The organism is Cellulomonas hominis (assembly GCF_005239125.1).
In the GTDB taxonomy this organism is placed as follows: domain Bacteria; phylum Actinomycetota; class Actinomycetes; order Actinomycetales; family Cellulomonadaceae; genus Cellulomonas; species Cellulomonas hominis_A.
Genome location: NZ_SZYE01000015.1, coordinates 1 through 19,110, shown reverse-complemented (window position 1 = coordinate 19,110; position 19,110 = coordinate 1). Strand labels below are relative to the sequence as shown.

At 69.3% G+C, this 19,110-nt stretch carries 14 protein-coding genes, 1 tRNA gene and 1 pseudogene; 7 read left to right on the top strand and 9 right to left on the bottom strand.

Annotation, left to right across the window (positions count from 1 at the left end; genetic code table 11):
- Positions 1-130: 130 nt before the first annotated feature.
- Positions 131-691, bottom strand: coding sequence for a hypothetical protein (locus FA014_RS03825; RefSeq protein WP_154728379.1), 561 nt, complete (start codon positions 689-691; stop codon positions 131-133).
- Between the two features lie 83 nt (positions 692-774).
- Positions 775-1,839: a GTP pyrophosphokinase gene (locus FA014_RS03820; protein ID WP_154728378.1), complete on the bottom strand. Its 1,065-nt coding sequence runs from the start codon at positions 1,837-1,839 to the stop codon at positions 775-777.
- Between the two features lie 603 nt (positions 1,840-2,442).
- On the opposite strand from FA014_RS03820, the gene FA014_RS03815 reads away from it, so the two are divergent.
- Positions 2,443-4,293, top strand: coding sequence for an SIR2 family protein (locus FA014_RS03815; protein ID WP_230322847.1), 1,851 nt, complete (start codon positions 2,443-2,445; stop codon positions 4,291-4,293).
- 877 nt (positions 4,294-5,170) lie between these two features.
- Here the strand turns inward: FA014_RS03815 and FA014_RS03810 are convergent.
- A pseudogene (locus tag FA014_RS03810) lies at positions 5,171-5,737 on the bottom strand (nucleotidyl transferase AbiEii/AbiGii toxin family protein); the annotation flags it as partial.
- 523 nt (positions 5,738-6,260) lie between these two features.
- Here FA014_RS03810 and FA014_RS03805 point away from each other — a divergent pair.
- Entirely contained in the window at positions 6,261-7,022 is a 762-nt protein-coding gene (locus tag FA014_RS03805; protein ID WP_195969153.1) for a HipA family kinase, read from the top strand.
- 11 nt (positions 7,023-7,033) lie between these two features.
- Positions 7,034-7,885 carry a DUF3037 domain-containing protein gene (locus FA014_RS03800; RefSeq protein WP_195969152.1) on the top strand — a complete coding sequence of 284 codons (852 nt, stop codon included), beginning with the start codon at positions 7,034-7,036 and terminating at the stop codon, positions 7,883-7,885.
- A 1,625-nt stretch (positions 7,886-9,510) separates the two neighbouring features.
- Here the strand turns inward: FA014_RS03800 and FA014_RS03795 are convergent.
- Entirely contained in the window at positions 9,511-9,855 is a 345-nt protein-coding gene (locus tag FA014_RS03795; protein WP_230322844.1) for a carboxymuconolactone decarboxylase family protein, read from the bottom strand.
- Positions 9,856-9,889: 34 nt separating this feature from the next.
- Positions 9,890-10,120, bottom strand: a complete 231-nt coding sequence (locus FA014_RS03790) for a hypothetical protein (protein WP_154728373.1) — start codon at positions 10,118-10,120, stop codon at positions 9,890-9,892.
- Positions 10,121-10,179: 59 nt separating this feature from the next.
- Between FA014_RS03790 and FA014_RS03785 the strand changes: the two genes are divergently transcribed.
- The 3 genes from FA014_RS03785 (at position 10,180) to FA014_RS03775 (ending at position 13,303) form a co-directional block, all read left to right on the top strand.
- Positions 10,180-10,410, top strand: a complete 231-nt coding sequence (locus FA014_RS03785; protein ID WP_268865879.1) for a MazG nucleotide pyrophosphohydrolase domain-containing protein — start codon at positions 10,180-10,182, stop codon at positions 10,408-10,410.
- Positions 10,411-11,076: 666 nt separating this feature from the next.
- Positions 11,077-12,405 carry a hypothetical protein gene (locus tag FA014_RS03780; RefSeq protein ID WP_154728371.1) on the top strand — a complete coding sequence of 443 codons (1,329 nt, stop codon included), beginning with the start codon at positions 11,077-11,079 and terminating at the stop codon, positions 12,403-12,405.
- 358 nt (positions 12,406-12,763) lie between these two features.
- On the top strand, positions 12,764-13,303 hold the full coding sequence (locus FA014_RS03775; RefSeq protein WP_154728370.1) for a hypothetical protein: 540 nt from the start codon (positions 12,764-12,766) through the stop codon (positions 13,301-13,303).
- 242 nt (positions 13,304-13,545) lie between these two features.
- Here the strand turns inward: FA014_RS03775 and FA014_RS03770 are convergent.
- The 3 genes from FA014_RS03770 to FA014_RS03760 all read right to left on the bottom strand — a co-directional run bounded on the left by FA014_RS03770 (position 13,546) and on the right by FA014_RS03760 (position 14,626).
- Positions 13,546-13,622 (bottom strand) — tRNA-Val (locus FA014_RS03770).
- Positions 13,623-13,716: 94 nt separating this feature from the next.
- On the bottom strand, positions 13,717-14,169 hold the full coding sequence (locus FA014_RS03765; protein WP_230322842.1) for a redoxin domain-containing protein: 453 nt from the start codon (positions 14,167-14,169) through the stop codon (positions 13,717-13,719).
- 37 nt (positions 14,170-14,206) lie between these two features.
- The gene (locus tag FA014_RS03760; RefSeq protein ID WP_154728368.1) at positions 14,207-14,626 is read right to left on the bottom strand and encodes a DUF3052 domain-containing protein; all 420 of its coding nucleotides are present in this window, start codon (positions 14,624-14,626) and stop codon (positions 14,207-14,209) included.
- 488 nt (positions 14,627-15,114) lie between these two features.
- On the opposite strand from FA014_RS03760, the gene aceE reads away from it, so the two are divergent.
- Positions 15,115-17,856, top strand: coding sequence for a pyruvate dehydrogenase (acetyl-transferring), homodimeric type (aceE, locus tag FA014_RS03755; protein WP_154728367.1), 2,742 nt, complete (start codon positions 15,115-15,117; stop codon positions 17,854-17,856).
- A 336-nt stretch (positions 17,857-18,192) separates the two neighbouring features.
- Here the strand turns inward: aceE and FA014_RS03750 are convergent, their stop codons facing one another.
- The gene (locus FA014_RS03750) at positions 18,193-18,873 is read right to left on the bottom strand and encodes a hypothetical protein (RefSeq protein ID WP_154728366.1); all 681 of its coding nucleotides are present in this window, start codon (positions 18,871-18,873) and stop codon (positions 18,193-18,195) included.
- Positions 18,874-19,110: the final 237 nt, after the last annotated feature.

Here is a 19,110-nt window from a genome sequence, read left to right as displayed (position 1 = left end):
CCCCCTCCGAACGGGGCCTGCAACCGATTCTAGGAAACGATCGACTGGGAGCCGGGGACTCTTGGCGCCGATGCCGACACATAGCCCGCCCCCCATGGACGTGGCGAAAGTACGGCTTCGGCGCTTTGTCCTATTCGGACGGCGGCGCGGCGATCCGTGGCCTGCGAGCGGACAATCCGGAGTTCGGCCCCGCGGGTATTCCGAGCGCCAGGTCGAGACCCTTGTGGGCACGCAGGTCCGCGAGAAGCGCTGCGGCGAGGACGAGCTTGCCGACCATCGCCTGGGACTCGGGGCGCGGGTTCGCCGACGCGCGCGCCCGGTAGATCTCGATCTGGGCCTCCTCGCCGCTGGTTGCCAGAACGTTGCTGCACAGTCCGCGCAGGTAGAAGCGGTTGAACTCCCCCTGGGCGAACGTCTCCGCGACGTTGCGCGACACCCGGACACGGGTCGATCCCCCGCCGGGAGCTGCCCGCATGTAGTGCGAGTTGAAGTACTCCTGGCGGCGGAGCGCTTCAGCCAACGACGCGTCGTTGCCGGCCTGGATCGCTGTTCGCATGTGGGCCGGGTAGCTCTCGGCGCCGAGGTTGCTGAAGTGCTTGCTCAAGTACAGCTCGCCGCTCGCGTCGAGTTCGAACTCAGCGAGCATATGCCCACGCACGTCGTCATCGAGGTCGACATAGTCAAAACCCATTCCTCTACTCGACCAGACCGGTCGCTAGGCAACCAACCGCCGTTCGTGTGAAATATCTGACCTGACGCCGTCGAGATCTGACGTCACGACGGATCCTCCCTGCGAGGACTCGACTCTCCTTCGACGGCGCGCCGTAGTTTCTCGGGCCAGGTCTCGTCGGGTTCGACGCCAGGAGGCACCGCGTAGCTCGGGCCGATCGGGATGATGCGCGCCCCCGGGACCGCGTCGAGGAGGAAGTTCTTGAACGCCCCGTGCCCAAACCATCCGGTCAGCTCGTGACCGCCGAAGGTCCCTCGGAGTTGGGTGGCGATCTGAGAGAGCGCCAGGGGCCGCTTGGAACTGGTGATGATGCTCGCCGCACGCCCAGCGACGAGTGCAGAGAGCGCGGTCGGCTCCTCGGTCGTCACCTTGTCGTCAGGCGCCGCACCCTTGGCGTCGTCGACGACGGCCGCTTCGAGGTCACGGCCGAGCTCTTGACGGATGTCCTGCGCGATGTCGTCGACGGTCGCCAAGAGCTCGCCCATGCGCAGCGCGAGAACCTCGACGATAGGCGGAACTTCCTGGTCGGGCTTGTAGGTGTCCTCGTGGGTCAGCTCGCCCCATCCGTCCTGGAGCAGGGTGCGCACCTGAAGTTCTCCGCGGACGACGAACATGCCGTTGCGGTGCGACACGCGGGTGACGAGGTTCGCGTGGTAGGCGCGGTAGCCCGAGTCCTTCGGCTTCGACAGGTAGTCGCGTTCTGAGTTGTCCTCGATCGCGATGCCGAAGTCGTTGGACTGGCTGCTGCGCGCGAAGCCGTCAAGGGCCTTGCGAACAGCGTTCAGATCCGCCTTGTTGACGCAGACGATCCGGACACCGATCAGGTCGTCGATCACCTTGGGGATGTCACCGAGCTGGGTGATGCGTCCGCTGTACTTCGGCATCTTCATCTTGGCCCAGAGGCGGAAGGGCTCCTTGATTCGACTCGTCGGCGTACGGAACCGCCCGGTTCCCGACTCGATCTCGAGGGTTCGCAGTTCGGTCGTCATCATGCGCTCGAACGCGACGCGTGCCGGTTCGAGCTGGGCGCGAGTCAGCTCCTCGTACCACTCCTCGAACTGCGAGAACGTGAATGGGAACTCAGCATCGGGTGCAGGCACTGCCTTCATAGCGCGACCGTAGCGAGATGGTCGCCCCGCCGTCTCGGGAATCAGCGTCCGATCGCAGCGAAGTGGACCACGGGCGCCCACCCCCTCGATACGGTGGCGCGCGGCCGTCGGTGTACTCCCTGCGCACGGGGGACATAGGCGCGGGCGCGAAGGTCTCGGCTCCCGGGACGAGGCGTGGTCGCCACCATCTTGCACGCCCCTGGGCCCGACCGGGCAAGCGATGGGGCGCAGACAGACGCCACCGAGGTGGCCCGCTGAGCGAGCGCGTCAAGCTGGAGGGCCACTCGTCGCTGATGGGACCCGACGTTGTCAACGGCGACCCAACGCGTGTCGCGCCTGACGAAGCCGTCGAGTTTCTCGCCGTCGGCACGCTCGCGACCACAGATACTACCGTCACCGTCACGTGGAGCATGGATCCGACAGGCCGCGCAGTTGACCGGAAGCAATGGCGCTATCCGCTCCCGTCCTAGGCCACCGCCGCTCACCCAGGCGATCAGGGGCGAGCACCAGAGCACCCTCACTCCCACGCGGGTGGACGGCCGTGCTGACCGATCAGGCGCGGCGTCGCATCGGGTGCACACGCGACGCTACGGTCGACGCGTGATGCAGCCTGCCGACCCAGGGACCGACCTGCTGACGTTGAGTTTCGCCATCCACTCCAACCCGGGCGCGTACGCCTTCCTGCTCGGCGCCGGAGTCTCCATGTCCAGCGGACTTCCGTCTGCATGGGATGTGCGGGTTTCCCTTGCGTCTCAGGTCGCGAAGCAGATGGGGGCGGCACCCGAGGACCCGATCAGCTGGTTCGCTGAGACGTTCGGGACCGCGGCCGAGTACCAGGACATGCTCGGACGTCTGGCGCCAACGCCGATCGAGCGACAGAAACTGCTTCGTGGCTTCTTCGAGCCCGGGGACGAGTTCGACGTCGATGTGGCACCCTCGACAGCGCATGAGGCGGTCGCACGCCTCGTGCTCACAGGATCGGTACGGGTGATCGTCACCCTGAACTTCGACCGCCTCATGGAGAAAGCGCTACGGGCGGCCGGGATCGAGCCCGTCGTGATCGCCACCCCGGCGGACGTGCGCGGCATGGATCCGCTGCACACGATCCGATGCTGCGTCATCCACCTGCACGGCGACTACCTGAACCCGACGTCGATGCTCAACACCACCGACGAGTTGAGCACCTACCACCCCGACATGGCGGCACTTCTCCGGGATGTGCTGACCAACTACGGACTCGTGGCAGCAGGATGGTCAGGCGTCTACGACCCCGCGCTGCGGGAAGCCATCCGCGAGCACTATCCGCCGCGGTTCACGATGACGTGGGTGGAGCCGTTCGAGCAGCGCGTCGAGGCTGTCGAGCTGCGCACCGCGAAGCACGGCACCCTCATCCGCGCGGATGCTGACACGGCGCTCGGGATGCTCGCAGACGCGGTGACCTCGATGCGCGCCCGGAGGGCGAGGCACCCGCTGACGGTGACAGTCGCAGCCGAGACAGCCCGGCGGGAGCTGTCAGGTCGCTGGGTGGCGATCGAACTGCACGACACCCTCGGGGCGGAGTTCACGCGTCTGCACGCCCTACCGGAACTCAACCCTTCCGACCACCCGCGCGAGGTCGACGTCGGCATCCCGGCAATGATCGCGGCCGTGCGAGAGGCGGCTCAGGTACCAGCCGCACTCGTCGCAGCGGTGGCGTACTGGGGCTCGGAGGGCAGCAACGAATGGTGGCTGCGGGAGATCCCCCGCTTCGGCGTCAACGCCTACGGTGACGGTCTGGTCAAGATGCTGGCACTGCCCCGCCACGTCGGCGCGATGCTCTACTGGTCCGCCGGAATCGCGTCCGTGGCGGCAGGACGGTTCTCATCGATGTACCAGCTGCTGACCCTACGAGGCGCCGATATGCACGATCACCACGAGGTGGTCCTCGCGAGCCACCTGGCTGAGTTCGTGTCGTACGAGGCGCTGGCACCGGTCCTGCAAGCCGGCCTCTCACTAGGTCCACGCGCGATTGAAGATGCGTGGCAGCGCTTCGAGGTACTGCGGCTCGCTACGCTGACCATCGAGAACGCCTCCTTCTCCCGCCTCCGGGACGAGTTCGTGGAAGCGGCCGGCAAGGTCGCGCAAGCTGTGACGCCAGAGGAACGCTCCTCGGCCCACGTGGCGCATCAGCACGCGGTCGCACAGCTGGCCAACCTCGTACCGATCACGGCGCCACACCTGTTCGCGGCTCGCCTCGACTGGAACAGAGGCCACCGGCTGCCGGTCGCCGAGACCTTGGTGCGCGAACTCGATCGGCAGGGGGCAGGACATCCCATGCTCGGTTCGCGTGCGTACGATCTGCTGTCGACGCGCACCGCTCTGCTGGCGACGAGCGTGGCGGCAGCGCAGGCCGTGCAGCGCCATCGATGGCGCACGGACCGGGTCTGGCTCGACTCGAACGGCGCCGACGTGTGACCCGAGCAGCAGCCGCTGGATGATGATCGGTGCCGCCCGCACCTGCGATGCGCGGCGGCCGCCTGCCGGCCCGCAGCGTCTCGCGGGCAGGCAGGCCAGATGACGCCTCGGAGTCGCTGTCGGCGAACACGGTGGTGCCGGGGCGCTGGAACGTCCCGTTACTTCCGCGGATCCCGTTCTCGAGCCAGCCCCTGCCCAGGTCCGTGATCCCGCACTGAGACGCGAACTCAACGACGTCGAAGTTCAGGTCGTTGTACGCGAGGACCTGGGCGGTCACCCACATCACGTTGACGCGGACGTTGCGGGTACGGGTTGCGTCGAGCGCCTCGCTCGAAGTCCGGTCGAGCGTGCGGTCGTGTCCCGCCCGGTCGAGCCGAGTGTGAGCGTCCGACCAGTCGTGCATGCGGATCTCGTCGGCGTGCATCTGTGCGATTCGTGACAGGGCCTCCGTCTTGGCCCCCCGACGGGGCCGGTCACCTCCCATCCGAATAGGGAGTGCTGCCGAGCAGTAGAGCCCTCCTCCGGCGCGACATGGGACCTTGGACCGCGCGGGGCTGCAGGATGCCGCAGCGGAACGCGCGACCGCTCGCGGGCGGCGTGTGATGTTCGCCCTCGGAGGCAGTTGACGTAGCGCAACGCGGCGGGCGTTTCGTCGAGACGTACGCGCTTACGCACCACGGTCGTGCAGCCTCTCCGACGCCGGTGCGTCGATCGGATGAAATCGCGGAACACGTCCACCGTACGGGCTACGCGTTCGGGTGAATAGTCATCTCGTGGCCCTTAGGCCCATCGCATAAGTTCGCTGCGATGGGCCTAAGGGCCACGAGGCGCGCACCTGCCTTCGTGCCCTAATGTGCGCCCTCGCCGCGCCGCGAACCTAGATGAGGTGCCGGTACTTACGGACGGTCGTCAAGACGTCCACGAACGTGGGCGCCTCTCCGTCGAACGTCGGCATGGCGCTCTCATAAGCAGCCGCGGCGTTGGCGTGGCATGGTGCGTCGGCGTCGAACGCCACACTCACTCCGTACCTGTCCTCGGGGCGGGGCTCGAACCGCCAGCCAGCGTTGTCGCTGGCCTCGTCGATGTTCGCAGCGAACTTCTCCACCCCATCAGGCCCCAGGGCGTCCAGCGAGTCGCGAACTCCTTCGTCGGACAGCAGGCGTGCGACGTCGTAGTAGTGCCGGCCTGCGCGTCCGATGTACTCCAGCGCAACCTGGTCCTGATCCTGCGCGATCTTGGCCCCCAGGTTGTGGAGCAGCGCGCACTTCTCCAGCAAAGTCCGCTCGGGCGCAAGCACTTCGATCATCACCGGTGCGAACTCCGGCCACGTCGACTCGTCGTCACCGAGCTCTGTGATCGCGTACTCCACGACCATGGACCGCACGGTGTGCATCGCGTGGGGGTTCGGCCCTCCCCTGCTTCCCATCTCGAGCAGCAGGTACTCTTTGGCGGTCGCGTGGGTGAACCTGCGGGGGGTACTGGAAGCCGACGTTGCGTTTTACGCCCTTGGTCGAGGTCTCGGTGACGCAGTCGCTTGCCTGGAGGTGCAGGTGGATTCGCGCGTACACCCGGCAAGCGGATCGTTCGTTGGTCCGCCTACCGGCGGCGACGTTGTCCCTGTTCAGGAGCGCGTAGAGGTGAGGGTGATGCTGTGTACAGGCCGTCGGCTCCGCTGGGCCTGATCGAACCAGGCGGCCACCACGCGGTTGCGGCGCCGAGTCCCGGGCCGCTGGCAAGCCCGAAAGGCATCACCAAGATGCAGCAGGCCACCGAGTATCAAGTGACGCGCGCACCGTTGCGCCGAGCGCAGGAGACGTAACCGCGAAGGTGACGCGCCGCGACGACGGACGCCGCAGGCCGATCGAGCGGGGGCGCTCTGGTCGAAGCGGTCGGCAGCCTGAAGATCAGGGCAACGCCGCGTGACGAGCCTCCCGGGCCTGACGCGCGACCGTCTATAGGCTTTAGGTATGGTCAGCCAGGTCACTCCGCCTTCTCGCGTGGCGCTGGTTGCACCGTTGCGGCGAGGCGACTCCGGCTCAGCCGCGTTCCTAGGACTGGCTTCCGACGGACGGCAGTACTGGGTGAAGGCGCCAGGAAACCCGCAGGGATCGCGGACGCTAGTCGCCGAGGCGGTCGCGTACGGGATCGGGCGGTTGATTGGAGCGCCCGTGCCGAGCAACGTGCTCGTCGAGATCCCGCAGTCGCTTCGCTGGGACTACGCGCCAGCTCAGTACCTGCACGGCGGTGTCGGGCACGGGTCGCAGCACGTCGAGGATGTCATCGTCGCAGATGACTGGGGCGTCTACTCACATCGGGATGACAACAGGCGGCGGCAGGCGTTCATCTTCGCCCTCTGGGACCTCTGCATGGGCGTCGACCCGCAGTGGCTGCATCAGACCACGGAGGACTACAGCATCTGGACCTTCGACCACGGGTTCTGGCTGGCCGGAGAGGCAGACTGGGACGTCGACTCGCTCAGGAGGATCGGCACCTCGCCGTGGCGGCACGACCTCGATGCAGGGGTCGCCTCTGCATCCGCGCTGCGGGAAGCCGCCGACCGGATCGACGATCTCAGCTTGGGGACGATCCAGGGCGTCACAGGTGCGGTGCCTCTAGAATGGGACACCACCGTGCAGGAACTGTCGGAGCTAGCGTCGATACTGTTCCTCCGCGCTGAGGGCGTGGCAGACCGGCTCCGCGCCGCCGCGAACCAGAGCCGACACTCCTGAGGAGGTGCCCCGTGAGCTACCAGTACTGGATAATCCGATTCGTCCCGAATGTCGCACGGGGCGAGTTCACGAACATCGGCCTCGTTTGCGGGCGAGACGGCGCCGACTGGGCCGTACGATTCGACCCGCGTTTCGTCCGCAATCGCGGGAACCTCAGTTCCGATCTACGAGAGCTGTCGGGGTGGATCGGCTGGTTCCGGCGCATCATCGATAACCACGGCGCCGTCGGCTTCGGCGAGCACTCGATCGGCAGTGGATGGGTCGAGAACCTACGCGCGCGCCAGGCCAACTCGGTGCAGTTCTCAGCACCCGCTCCCATAGCGGTCGATACCGCGCAAGCGGGAATCGATCTGCTCTTCCCTCACCTCGTCGAACGAGAGCCGGCGCGACACCGCCGGAGCGTGACGCGTCGAACTCTCCGTGCGGACGTGCGCGACAGGTTGGTTTATGAGGGTCTCCTCACCGAGGACGTCGACCTCTTCGTCCAGCCGAAGGCGCGAATTGGGAAGCAGCGGGGTAGCTTCGATCTGCTGCGCACTGGCAACGAGATCAACGCGCTGACCAACGTGTGGGCATTCAACGTCGCATCGCTAGACGTTCTCGAACGAGAGATCCAGTCCTGGAACTACCTCGTGACGAGGTTCCGCGACGACGGCGCGGAACTGCAGCTCGGAAACTCCCGCACCGCGACGTTGCCTGCCGACGCGCCGATCGACGTCGTCTATGACCCGCCGACATCCGACCGAGACCGCGGCTGGCGGACTGACATCTTCGGCGCGGCTCAGGAGGCATGGCGTCTGAACGACGTCACGCCCTACACGAGGCAAGAGTTCCACAAGCGAGTTCTGGAGCCCGTGCACTGAGTGCGAATGTAGAGCACAACCTGCTCTTGAGGAACGCCGGCGACACCAGCGTCCGCGGTGTTGCGATCGCGGTGCTCGAGGCGCGCCTAGATCGGGTGTGCGGCCACCGGCGTCGTCACGATGCGCGCCGTGCCACGGGTTCGAGCCGTCAGGCCGTGTCATGTCGAATCCGGCGCCCCAGTCGACGACCTCGTCGTTGGGTCGTGCGAGGAGCCGCCTTTCGTACGCGGGCCTCTGGCGTCTAGGGTTCGGGAACCCGGGGCGCCGTGAGCTTCTCTCGTTGGTTCGAGCGGTGCGGCTGGAACTCTGCGCATCCAATGGTGCTGGCGATGTGCCGCCGCTTTGTGACTCTGTGACGCGGGAGCTGGCGCATCCGGGCTGTCGACGCCACCGCGGACCCGGGTCCGCCAGCGACAACGACGTAGTCGCTCGCACTAGCTCACCCGTTCGGAGCGCCTGTGAGTCGGGGCGAGAAGGCGTTTTCATGCGCGCTTTCGTCGACAGTGTGGCGCACTAGCCATACCGACAAGGTTCGTCCACTTCCCCCCTCCCGGAAAGGCGCGTTCGGATCGGGCGGGACTCTCGCGCGCCGGATGCCGGCGCAGCAGGACGACGTACTCGCACCCCCGGTCACCGGGTCGCATGCTCGGTGTGGACCCAGACGGCGCGGGGGTGCTCGCGCAAGGTGTGTGGGTGCCTGCTGCCACGATGCGTTCCATGGACGGCATGCTCTCAGAGGCTGCGAAGGTCGTCGTCGGAGTAATCGGCGCGGGCCTCGTCGCCACCATCAGCCCGTTGTTTCGTACAGCACGCCGATTGCGAGATGAGGTCCGCGCGACGGAGTTCCTCGAACGGGTGCCGAGGTCTGCTCGTCTGGAACTACGACGCGAGCTGAACAGGCGAACGCACCTGTTGGTGTCGCTCACGCGCTACCCACCGGTGACTCGCGTCGACGTTCTGGCGTTCGGGGCCTGGGTGATCGCGGGCGCTTTCGCGGTGTCGACGGGACTCAATGTGCCAGCGGACGTCGCCGTGAACGAGGTCATCGTTGCCGCCACGCTCACCTCCGCGATCGGATACGCGGCCTTCGGGTCGTTCTCCACCACCCACCGTGCATGGGTCGATCGCGCGGGTCGGCGAGTTGCGTACCTAGACCAGCAGACCGGTCGTGACGAGGCGATGACCACGGCACGAATGATTCGGACTGGTGACGCCCTGCTCGGTCTCGTGCCCATCCCGTTGGGAGTCGCGCTGTTCGCACCGATCGCTTTCGCGCTGAACGAGCTTACGTCCCCGCAGGTCGGCGCTACCGTCTGCATACTCGCGACGCCCGGTCTAGTGGTGCTCTCGTGCACCGCGTGTCGGCGGTTCATCGCCCTCTCAAGGATGTGCTCGCCGCGATCGACGCCGAGCCCGTGCGTGGTTCTTCCCAAGACGCAACGCGCTAACCCGGGTGCACCAGCACCGCTCTCTCGAGCGCACACCCAAGAACATCAGGTGTCACGACTGCTCCCGTCGGACCTGACCTGCACGGAACGGGGCCCCGTCGCCCACGTCGCGACGGAAATGCCGTTCTCGGTGTCGTGGACGGCCCCGCGCGGCTGCCGCCGCGCGGGGCCGTCCCGTCAGGCGGAGTGCGCGTGCGGCTGGGCGACCTTGAACGCCATCCGCCCGTGCGCGAACCCGCCGCCGGCGCGGATCGCGCTGGCGACCCAGGACGCCTCGGCGAGCTCTCCCATGATGGCGCCGGCCTTCATGGCGTTCTCGCTGTGCGCTTCGATGCGATAGGAGCACTGGGTGGTCAGCGCGACCGCGACGGTAATCAGCTCCCGCACCTTGAGCGGCAGCTCGGGCCCGTCCGCGGCGAACACGGTCGAGTCGAAGGCGAGGCACGCCTTCAGCATCTCCGGGGTCTGCCCCTTGTAGACCGCGGTGTACTGGGCGTCGGTGGGGTCGGTGTAGTGCGACACGGGAGCTCGCTTCTGTGGTGGTGGGTGGTGCGGTTCAGGAGGCGAACGAGGCGGCCACGCGGCGCAGCACCTCGTCGAGGACCGGTGCGGGCGTGGCGAAGTTGCGCCGGAACCAGCCGCTGTACGCGCTGCCGAACCCGGCGCCGTCGGTGACGAGCACCCCGTGGTCGGCGAGGTGGCCGGCGGGCGCAGCGACCCCGGTGCCGGTGGCATCGACCCAGGCGAGGTAGGTGCCCTCGGGGGCCGCGACGCGTAGGCCCGGCACCCCGGACAGGACGGTTACGACCCGGTCCCCGCTACGGACGGTCCTGGACCCCCGAAGAGATCATGGTGAGGTTCCTCGGCGACGTTGGCGACCTCGCCAAACTCGTGCAAGGCAAGGCCGGAGTCCGTCCGCCAGACGACCTGGACGCCGCATTGGCCCACGAGCTCGCCGACTGCCTCTGGGCCGTGCTCACCCTCGCCGACACCTATGACGTCGACCTCGAGACCGCCTTCCACCACACCATGCGCGACCTCAACACCCACCTCGACCACTTGGGAGACGCGTCCTAGGTGGATGCACAGACGGCCCAACTGGCAACGTGGCACCAGAGACAGAGCAGGACGTGGCCGGCGAGCGCACATAAAGCGCCCGTGTCGTGTGCTGCACGTTCGTCCGGTAGGACCGGGCGAAGTGCGCACAGCGGCGGATCGACTCAGCGGACGATCGTGACCATGATGTCGGCATGGTCACTTCGACTCACCCACGACGCGGGCGTTCTGTGCAGCAGGTGTGCGGCGTCGTCGTGGCGTGCGCGGCAATCGCCGCCTTTGTTGCCATCGCGGCGGGCGACGGCCCCGACGCGCTCTGCCGGCCTGTCTACCCCCCGGTTCCGTGCGGCGATCCTGCGGTGACACCTGGCGTCGTCGCCAGCCTCGTCCTGGCGCTCGCGGGGGCTGGGGTGGCCGTTGTCGCTGCTCGCCGTACACGAGCGCACCTTGCATGGTGGGGCCTCGCGGTCTCGACGATCGCCGCAGGAGCACTGGTCGTCGTCGCGGTGGGCTGAACGCTGACAGCCCGTCACGGTTCACTCGGACGGGTCACGCAGAAACCCAGATGCGCGACCCTTTCCCTTCATAGCGTGATCGACACGCGCCGGTTGACGCGTCTTCCTGGTGCGTACGAAGGCATCTCCGCGGCCGCGGAGATGCGCGATCACGACTGCAGGGAGCAAAACCGTGAGACGTCGTACCCGTCAACGCCTTGCCGTTGCGTCAGCAGCAGCGATCACCTTGGTCGCTGCAGGAGTTACCGGAGCCGAGGCCGGAGGAGCGCCCTGGTCCGGGCAGGAAGCGCCGTTTGTCGCCGAGGGCGAGTCGGTCATCGCACCCGACGCGTCCGGCGAAGACAGCGAGCAGCTGGCCCTGCCGGCGGTCCCCAAGGAAATGAACGACCTGGCTGCCTCGCTCAGCGAGCAGTACGGCACCGACCCGCAGTTCTCGGCGGTCGAGGTCACCCGGGATCGCACCCAGGTCATCGTGTACTGGCACGGCGAGATCACCACCGAGCTCGCGCGCGACACCTCCACCGTTCCCAGCGTTGAGGTGGTGATCGAGCAGACCGAGTTCATGCCTGGCGAGCTCCGCGATGCTGCCCGCCGCCTGGTCGAGTCGGACGCGCGTGTGGCGTCTGCGGCTGCGCTCTACGACGGATCCGGGATCAGGGTGAGCCTCGACGAGGTCAGCGGCCCCAGTGCCCAGCGGTCGGCCGAACCCACGTTGCAGGAGCGCCTGCAGAACGAGGCGCATTTCCCCCTGACGTTCGACAACGACGTGCCGCAGGCCGCGTTCGACAACGCCCGGCTCAGCGACATCAGCTACCACCTCGGCGGGGCACGGCTCACGTCGTGGAATACCGGCGCCGGCTGCACCAGCGGCTTCACCGTCGTGAAGGACAACGACGCCAGCGCCCGCGGCCTGATGTTCGCGGCACACTGCGGCGCCGTCGGAGAGCAGTGGGTCACGCCGGACCGGTCGGTCACGCCCGTGCAGTGGTACCTCTTCGGCACGACCGCCACACGGGACGTTCTGAACGACGGCGCGATCCTGACGACCACGTTCGCGAACCCGTACATGTGGACCGCTGAATACAACTCGACGATCTTCTCGGCCATCAACGGCCAGACAACGCCGTACATCGGACAGGAACTGTGCTTCTCCGGGTCCTACAGCGGCCTGAACTGCGGCAACCTCGTCAGCTCGACCACGGAAAACTACAGTCTCGGCGGCGACCTGACCGCCGTCTTCGGCATGCGCACAACCAACGTGAACGACCAGCCCGCTGCCGGCAACGGGGACAGCGGCGGGCCTGGCTACACGATCGTGAGCTCTTCCGCGGGGGCGCAGCGGCTTGCTGTGGGCATCATCTCTGCGATCCCGACGGGCTCCCCGACCACCTGCCAGGGCGTTCCTGGTGCCTCCGATGGTCGCCGGTGCAGCCCGACTGTGTGGCTCACCAGCGTGGTGGCGATCGGCAACAACCTCGGATGGCGCGTTCCCACTACCTAGGGCACCCCCGACTCTAGAGGGCGCGACGGGACTGCATGACGGCGCCCCGGGGGTGGCGTTGCCACTGTCCCTCGGGGCGCCGTTGGGGCGGATCACCTGGACCCGGTCCCGATCTACGTACGTATGGGCTCGAGAGCGTGGTGCTGCTCGCGACCCGACGGATCGCCTCACGGACGCGCGGGTCCTCGGTGAGCAGCATCGCCGGGACGCGGCGCCCCTCGCGCCACGACCACCTCCGTCGCAGTGCCAGGCTGGCGATACCGGGCACGCGGCCTCGATCAGAACCTTGGCTGCAGCCTTGGCTGCGCTCGGGGCGCGCTGGTCCACGTCGGAGAGGGCGCCTGCGAGAGCGCCGTCGATGTGCGCACCTGCGACGTACGACGACGAGGGAGACGTCATCACGACGTGCGGGTGCGTCAGAACCGCCACCCTCAGCCTCGAGTTCTTCCTCCGCGAGCGTCAGCCGCTGCTGTTCGGTACGACGCAGTGGTTCGCATCGTACTCCCGCCGGTCCGCGATCGAGCACGTGCACTCCGAAGCGCGCGCCCACCGCGATATGAACTTCGACCGGTTCTGCTCTCGCGTTCACGGCGCGTCCCGCAACCACGCTCTGATCACGTTCGGGCTTGTCGGGTTGAACGTCCGGAAGATCCGCGACTGGCACCTCCTGCGCCTGGCACCGAACCCATGGCTCGCCGCGATCGGCGACCACTCCGACGCTCCGCCGACGGACAAGCTGAAGAGGCGCAAGCGCCATCCTCGCGCTCGCGCCCTCCACGAGTGCGTCGAGCGGCCCCACTACCTGACCGCTCGGAACTCCCGGAAGACCTTCGCGGACGTCGGGCGCCGGCCTGTCCCTCTGGTCCGCACTACCGCGGTCCCCCACCAGCCCGGGTGACACACCCCGGGGATGCTCCCCTACTGAACTGAACATCCCCACCCGCCAGCCCACTGACCGTGACGGTCAGCGCGCTGGTTGGCATACACTCCAAAGCCCGCTGCTCACGTCAAGCCCGGGGACTAGAACGCTCACGTGCTAGTAGAGTCCCTGCTCAACACCTAAACACACAAACCGCCCGCCGAGAACACGCCGCAGAGCAGTTAGACAAACAACTTCGCTCGTTCATGACGAACAAGCCGTGGTGGGCCCGGCCGGTCTCGAACCGACGACCTCCGCGGTGTAAGCGCGGCGCTCTGACCAACTGAGCTACAGGCCCCTGCGCTGGGCAGCCTACCGGTGCGGGTGCCGCCGCCCGCTCCGGACGCCGGCCCCCGACGGGACAGGTGCCGGCACCCGTTCCGGCACGCGGGTCACAGCCCCGCGACCGCCTCGCGGTACGCGGCGAACGGCCTCCCGACCCCGGCGGCGGACTCGACCGACCAGCGCAGCACGCCGGCGGCGTCCAGCAGGAACGACCCGCGCCGCGCGTACCCGTCGACCTCGTCGAACACCCCGTAGGCCCGCGCCGCTGCGCCGTGCGGCCAGAAGTCGGACAGCAGCGGGAACGTGTACCCGTCCTGCTCCGCCCAGGCACGCAGGGCCGGTCCGGGATCGCAGGACACGGCCCGGACCTCGACGCCCGCGCGGGTGAGCTCCGGCAGGTGCGCCTGCAGCTCGCGGAGCTCCGCGGTGCACACCCGGGAGAAGGCGAACGGCACGAACACGAGCAGCACCGGGGCGGCCGACGTCCCGCCGACCCTCACCGGCGCGCCGTGCGCGTCGGGCAGCGTCAGCACGGGCGCCGCGTCGCCGACGACGGGCACCCCCGGCCCCTGGCTCACGGCCGGGACCGCGCGGGGCTCAGCGCCCGCGGCCGCGGCTGCCGAGGCGCGTCGCGGACCAGTCGCCCGCGATCGAGAACGTGCTCGTCGCGTGCAGGCCGGCCGTGGTCGCGGCCTCCTCGATGTCGTCGTGCCCGACGTGCCCGTCGCGGCCCGGCTTCGGCGTGAGCACCCACATCTGGCCGCCGTCGTCCAGCACGGTCATGGCGTCCATGAGGGTGTCCGCCAGGTCCCCGTCCTCGTCGCGGAACCAGATGACCACGCCGTCCACGACGTCGTCGTAGTCCTCGTCGACGAGCTCGGTGCCGGTGATGCCCTCCAGACCGGCGCGCAGGTCGTTGTCGACGTCGTCGTCGTAACCGAACTCCTGGACCACCTGGCCCGAGGTGAACCCGAGACGGCCCGCCCCCTCGGGGGCGTCGCCGGTGCTGGATGCCACGTCCTGACCTGTTCCTTCCGTCTGGCGTGCCGGGCCGGTCCCGGGCACCGCCTGTTCGATGATCACCGAACGGTAGCCCACCGCACCCCACGTGCGCGTGGCAAGCACCGTCGTGGCGCCGACGAGCTCGGCGGTTCGCGGACCTGCGCCGCCGCACCCGCGACACCGCCGCCCGCCGGAGCCGCCCCTCCGACGGTCGGCGACCCCGCGCCCCACCCCGCCGCCGACCGCCCCGCACGGGTGCCCGCGCAGCCCGGAAACGCCCCGTGACGTGCCCGGACGTGACCCGGGACACCCCCGCGGGGGGCGACTGTCACGGACGTCACGCATCCCGAGTGTCGGACTGGGAGACTTTCGGTGTCCGGACGGCGGACAATGGTCCTACTACCCGCCCGGCGGCGGCGCGCACCGAAACCGGCGCGCACACCGGCGGGCCGAGATGCGCACCGGGGCCGACCGGCCCCCGCGTGGAGAGGCGAGGAGCACTGGTGGCTTCGAAGGACGAGCGCGGACCGCTCATCAACGGCCTGCTGAGCCAGGTCCCGGACGTGGACCCCGAGGAGACCTCCGAGTGGGTCGAGTCCATCGACGGGCTCATCGACGACAAGGGCGGTCCCCGGGCCCGCTACGTGCTGCTGAGCATGCTCAAGCGCGCGCGTGAGCGGAACGTCGCGGTGCCGGCCGAGCTGAACACCCCCTACGTCAACACCATCGGCGTGCACGAGGAGCCGTACTTCCCGGGCGACGAGGTCCTGGAGCGCCGGTACCGCTCGTGGAACCGGTGGAACGCCGCGGTCATGGTGACCCGCGCGCAGCGCCCCGGCGTCGGCGTCGGCGGCCACATCTCCTCCTACGCCTCGGTCGCGACCCTGTACGAGGTGGGCCTCAACCACTTCTTCCGCGGCAAGGACCACCCCGGCGGCGGCGACCAGATCTACTTCCAGGGCCACGCCTCCCCCGGCGTCTACGCCCGCGCGTTCCTCGAGGGCCGGCTGACCGAGCACCAGCTCGACGGCTTCCGCCAGGAGGTCTCGCACCCGGGCGGCGGCCTGCCGTCCTACCCGCACCCGCGCCTCATGCCGGACTTCTGGGAGTTCCCGACGGTGTCGATGGGCCTCGGCCCGGCGTCGGCGATCTACCAGGCGTGGACCAACAAGTACCTGCACCTGCGCGGCATCAAGGACACCAGCCAGCAGGACGTCTGGGCGTTCCTCGGCGACGGCGAGATGGACGAGCCCGAGTCGCGCGGCATGCTCCAGCACGCCGCCCAGCAGGGCCTCGACAACCTGACCTTCGTCGTGAACTGCAACCTGCAGCGCCTCGACGGCCCGGTCCGCGGCAACGGCAAGATCATCCAGGAGCTCGAGGCGCAGTTCCGCGGCGCCGGCTGGAACGTCATCAAGGTCGTGTGGGGCCGCGAGTGGGACGCCCTGCTCAACGCCGACAAGGACCGCGCGCTCGTCCACCTCATGAACGAGACGCCCGACGGCGACTACCAGACCTACCGCGCGGAGAACGGCGCGTTCATCCGCGAGCACTTCTTCGGGCGCGACCCGCGCACCAAGCAGCTCGTCGAGAAGATGACCGACGACGAGATCTGGGCCCTCAAGCGCGGCGGCCACGACTACCGGAAGATCTACGCCGCCTACAAGGCCGCGCGCGAGCACACCGGGCAGCCGACCGTCATCCTGGCGCACACCGTCAAGGGCTACGGCCTGGGCTCCGGCTTCGCCGGGCGCAACGCCACGCACCAGATGAAGAAGCTCAAGGGCGCCGAGCTCAAGGCCCTGCGCGACTCGCTCTCCATCCCGGTCACGGACGAGCAGATCGACGAGAACCCGTACCTGCCGCCGTACTTCCACCCCGGCCAGGACGACCCGGCGATCCAGTACCTCCAGGAGCGCCGCCGCCAGCTCGGCGGGTACGTGCCCGAGCGCCGCTCGACGCACAAGCCCCTCACGCTGCCCGGCGACAAGGCCTACGAGCTGCTGAAGAAGGGCTCCGGCACGCAGGAGGTCGCCACCACGATGGCGCTCGTGCGGCTGTTCAAGGACCTCGTCAAGGACAAGGAGCTGGGCCGCCGCCTGGTCCCGATCATCCCCGACGAGGCCCGCACGTTCGGCCTGGACTCGATCTTCCCGAGCGCGAAGATCTTCAACACGAACGGCCAGAACTACCTCGCCGTCGACCGCGACCTCATGCTCTCCTACAAGGAGTCCGAGTCCGGCCAGATCATGCACACCGGCATCAACGAGGCCGGTTCCGCGGCCGCGTTCCAGTCGGTCGGTACGTCGTACGCCACGCACGGCGAGGCGCTGATCCCGTTCTACTTCTACTACTCGATGTTCGGGTTCCAGCGGACGGCCGACCAGTTCTGGGCCGCCGGCGACCAGATGACCCGCGGGTTCCTCATCGGCGCCACCGCCGGCCGCACCACGCTGACCGGCGAGGGCCTGCAGCACGCCGACGGCCACTCGCCGCTGCTGGCCGGCACCATGCCGCACGTCGTGCACTACGACCCGGCGTACGGCTACGAGATCCGGCACATCGTCCGCGACGGCATCCAGCGGATGTTCGGCGAGGACGGCCGCGACCCCGACGTCATCTACTACCTCACGGTCTACAACGAGCCGATCGTCCAGCCGGCCGAGCCGGAGGACGTCGACGTCGAGGGCATCCTCAAGGGCATCCACCTGCTGTCCCCGGCCGAGGGCGACGGGCCGAAGGCCCAGATCCTGGCGTCCGGCGTGGCGGTGCCGTGGGCGCTCGAGGCGAAGCAGCTGCTCGCCGAGGACTGGGGCGTGCACGCCGCGGTCTGGTCCGTGACGTCCTGGAACGAGCTGCGCCGCGAGGCGCTGGCCGCCGACCAGCACGCGTTCCTGAACCCGGGCGAGGAGGCCCGCACGCCGTACCTCACCGCCAAGCTCCAGGGCGCCGAGGGCCCGTTCGTCGCCACCACCGACTACGACCACCTCGTCGCCGACCAGGTGCGCGAGTGGATCCCGGGCCGGTACGCCACGCTCGGCGCCGACGGGTTCGGGTTCTCCGACACCCGCGCCGCCGCCCGCCGGCACTTCAAGATCGACGGGCCGTCGACCGTGGTCCGCGTGCTGCAGCAGCTCGCCCGCGAGGGCAAGGTCGCGGCGGACGCCCCGGCCCAGGCCATCGAGAAGTACCGGCTGTACGACGTCACCGCCGGCACCTCCGGCAACGCGGGCGGCGAGTCCTGACCGGACCCGCCTGACCGCACGGCGACGGGCCCCGCACTCCCCTCGGGGGGTGCGGGGCCCGTCGCTGTCCCGGGGGCGCTGCGCCGCGCCGCGCGCGTCTCCGGCGCCCGGGGCCGGCGCCCTCCCCGCCCCCGTCAGTCCGCCGGGCGCGTCCACGCGCGCGCCGGACCCCGCCGAGATCGGCGCTTCCCCCCGAGATCGGTGCTCGCACCCACCGATCTCGACGCGAACCGCCGATCTCGGCGCCGGGTCGTCGACTGACGACGGGACGGGCGGCGGCAGGGCTGGGGACGGGGTCGGGCGGAGCGGCAGGGGCCGCGCCCGGGGTGCGCGGCGTCAGGCGCCCGCGTGCCGCTCCGCCTGGTCCACCAGCCGCGCGAGCTCGCGGCGCATCTGGGCGATGTCGTCCTGCCGCGGGTACAGCTCGAGGTTCGCGAGGTGCTGCTTGGCGTCGAGCGGGCGACCGGCCTCGACCGCGGCGAGCACCAGCTCGCGCCCGACCTCGGGGTCGTGCTCCCGCGGGTGCCAGTGCCCGGTGCCGAGGCCGAGCGCCTCGACCGGCAGCCCCGCCTCGCGCAGCAGGCGCAGGCCCGCGACGAGCGCGGCGCCGGACGGGTCGCGCTCGGTGGCGGTGGTGAGCCGGCGGAGCGTCCCCTCCAGGTCGTCGCGCACGGACAGCCGCGCGACCTCGACCAGCGGGTACCAGGCGCGGGGGTTGCCGGCGAGCTCCTCGCCGAGCGACCACACGGCCAGGTCCGCGGCGCGCTGCCGCTCGGCGTCGGCCGCCTCCGCGGTCAGGGGGTCGTCGTCGACGCCGGTGACGGCGTGCCGGCGGACGATCTCGGCGAGGGCCGCGAAGGCGCGCTCGTCGTTGGGGTCGTCGCCGAGCCGGGACCTGAGGGCGTCCTCCTGGGGGACGTCGCCGTGCCGGGCAGCACCCGTCGGCCGACGCGCCCCGATCCGGGACGCGGGCGCAGGGCGGCCCAGCAGGCGGCGCAGTCGGGGCAGCAGAGCCATGACGCGACACTATCCGGTGCGGTCGTCCCGCACCGGTCGAACGGTCCGCCACCCCGTCCGGCACCGGCGGGACCTTTGTCGGTTCCCCACAACGTGCCCCTATGCTCACCGCATGCCTCAGCCCCGCCGGAAGCCCGCGGCCCCCGCCCCCGAGGGCGCCGCCCCGGCCCCGTCGCCCGCCGCGTCGACGACGGTCGCGACCGCGACGGCCGCCGACGCACCGGCCGCAGCCGCCAC

What these genes read in the sequence shown, in the direction of transcription:
- FA014_RS03825 (WP_154728379.1), bottom strand. Translation starts at nt 691, where the DNA reads ATGGGTTTTGACTATGTCGACCTCGATGACGACGTGCGTGGGCATATG.
- FA014_RS03820 (WP_154728378.1), bottom strand. Translation starts at nt 1,839, where the DNA reads ATGAAGGCAGTGCCTGCACCCGATGCTGAGTTCCCATTCACGTTCTCG.
- FA014_RS03815 (WP_230322847.1), top strand. Translation starts at nt 2,443, where the DNA reads ATGCAGCCTGCCGACCCAGGGACCGACCTGCTGACGTTGAGTTTCGCC.
- FA014_RS03805 (WP_195969153.1), top strand. Translation starts at nt 6,261, where the DNA reads ATGGTCAGCCAGGTCACTCCGCCTTCTCGCGTGGCGCTGGTTGCACCG.
- FA014_RS03775 (WP_154728370.1), top strand. Translation starts at nt 12,764, where the DNA reads ATGTGCGCACCTGCGACGTACGACGACGAGGGAGACGTCATCACGACG.
- FA014_RS03750 (WP_154728366.1), bottom strand. Translation starts at nt 18,873, where the DNA reads ATGGCTCTGCTGCCCCGACTGCGCCGCCTGCTGGGCCGCCCTGCGCCC.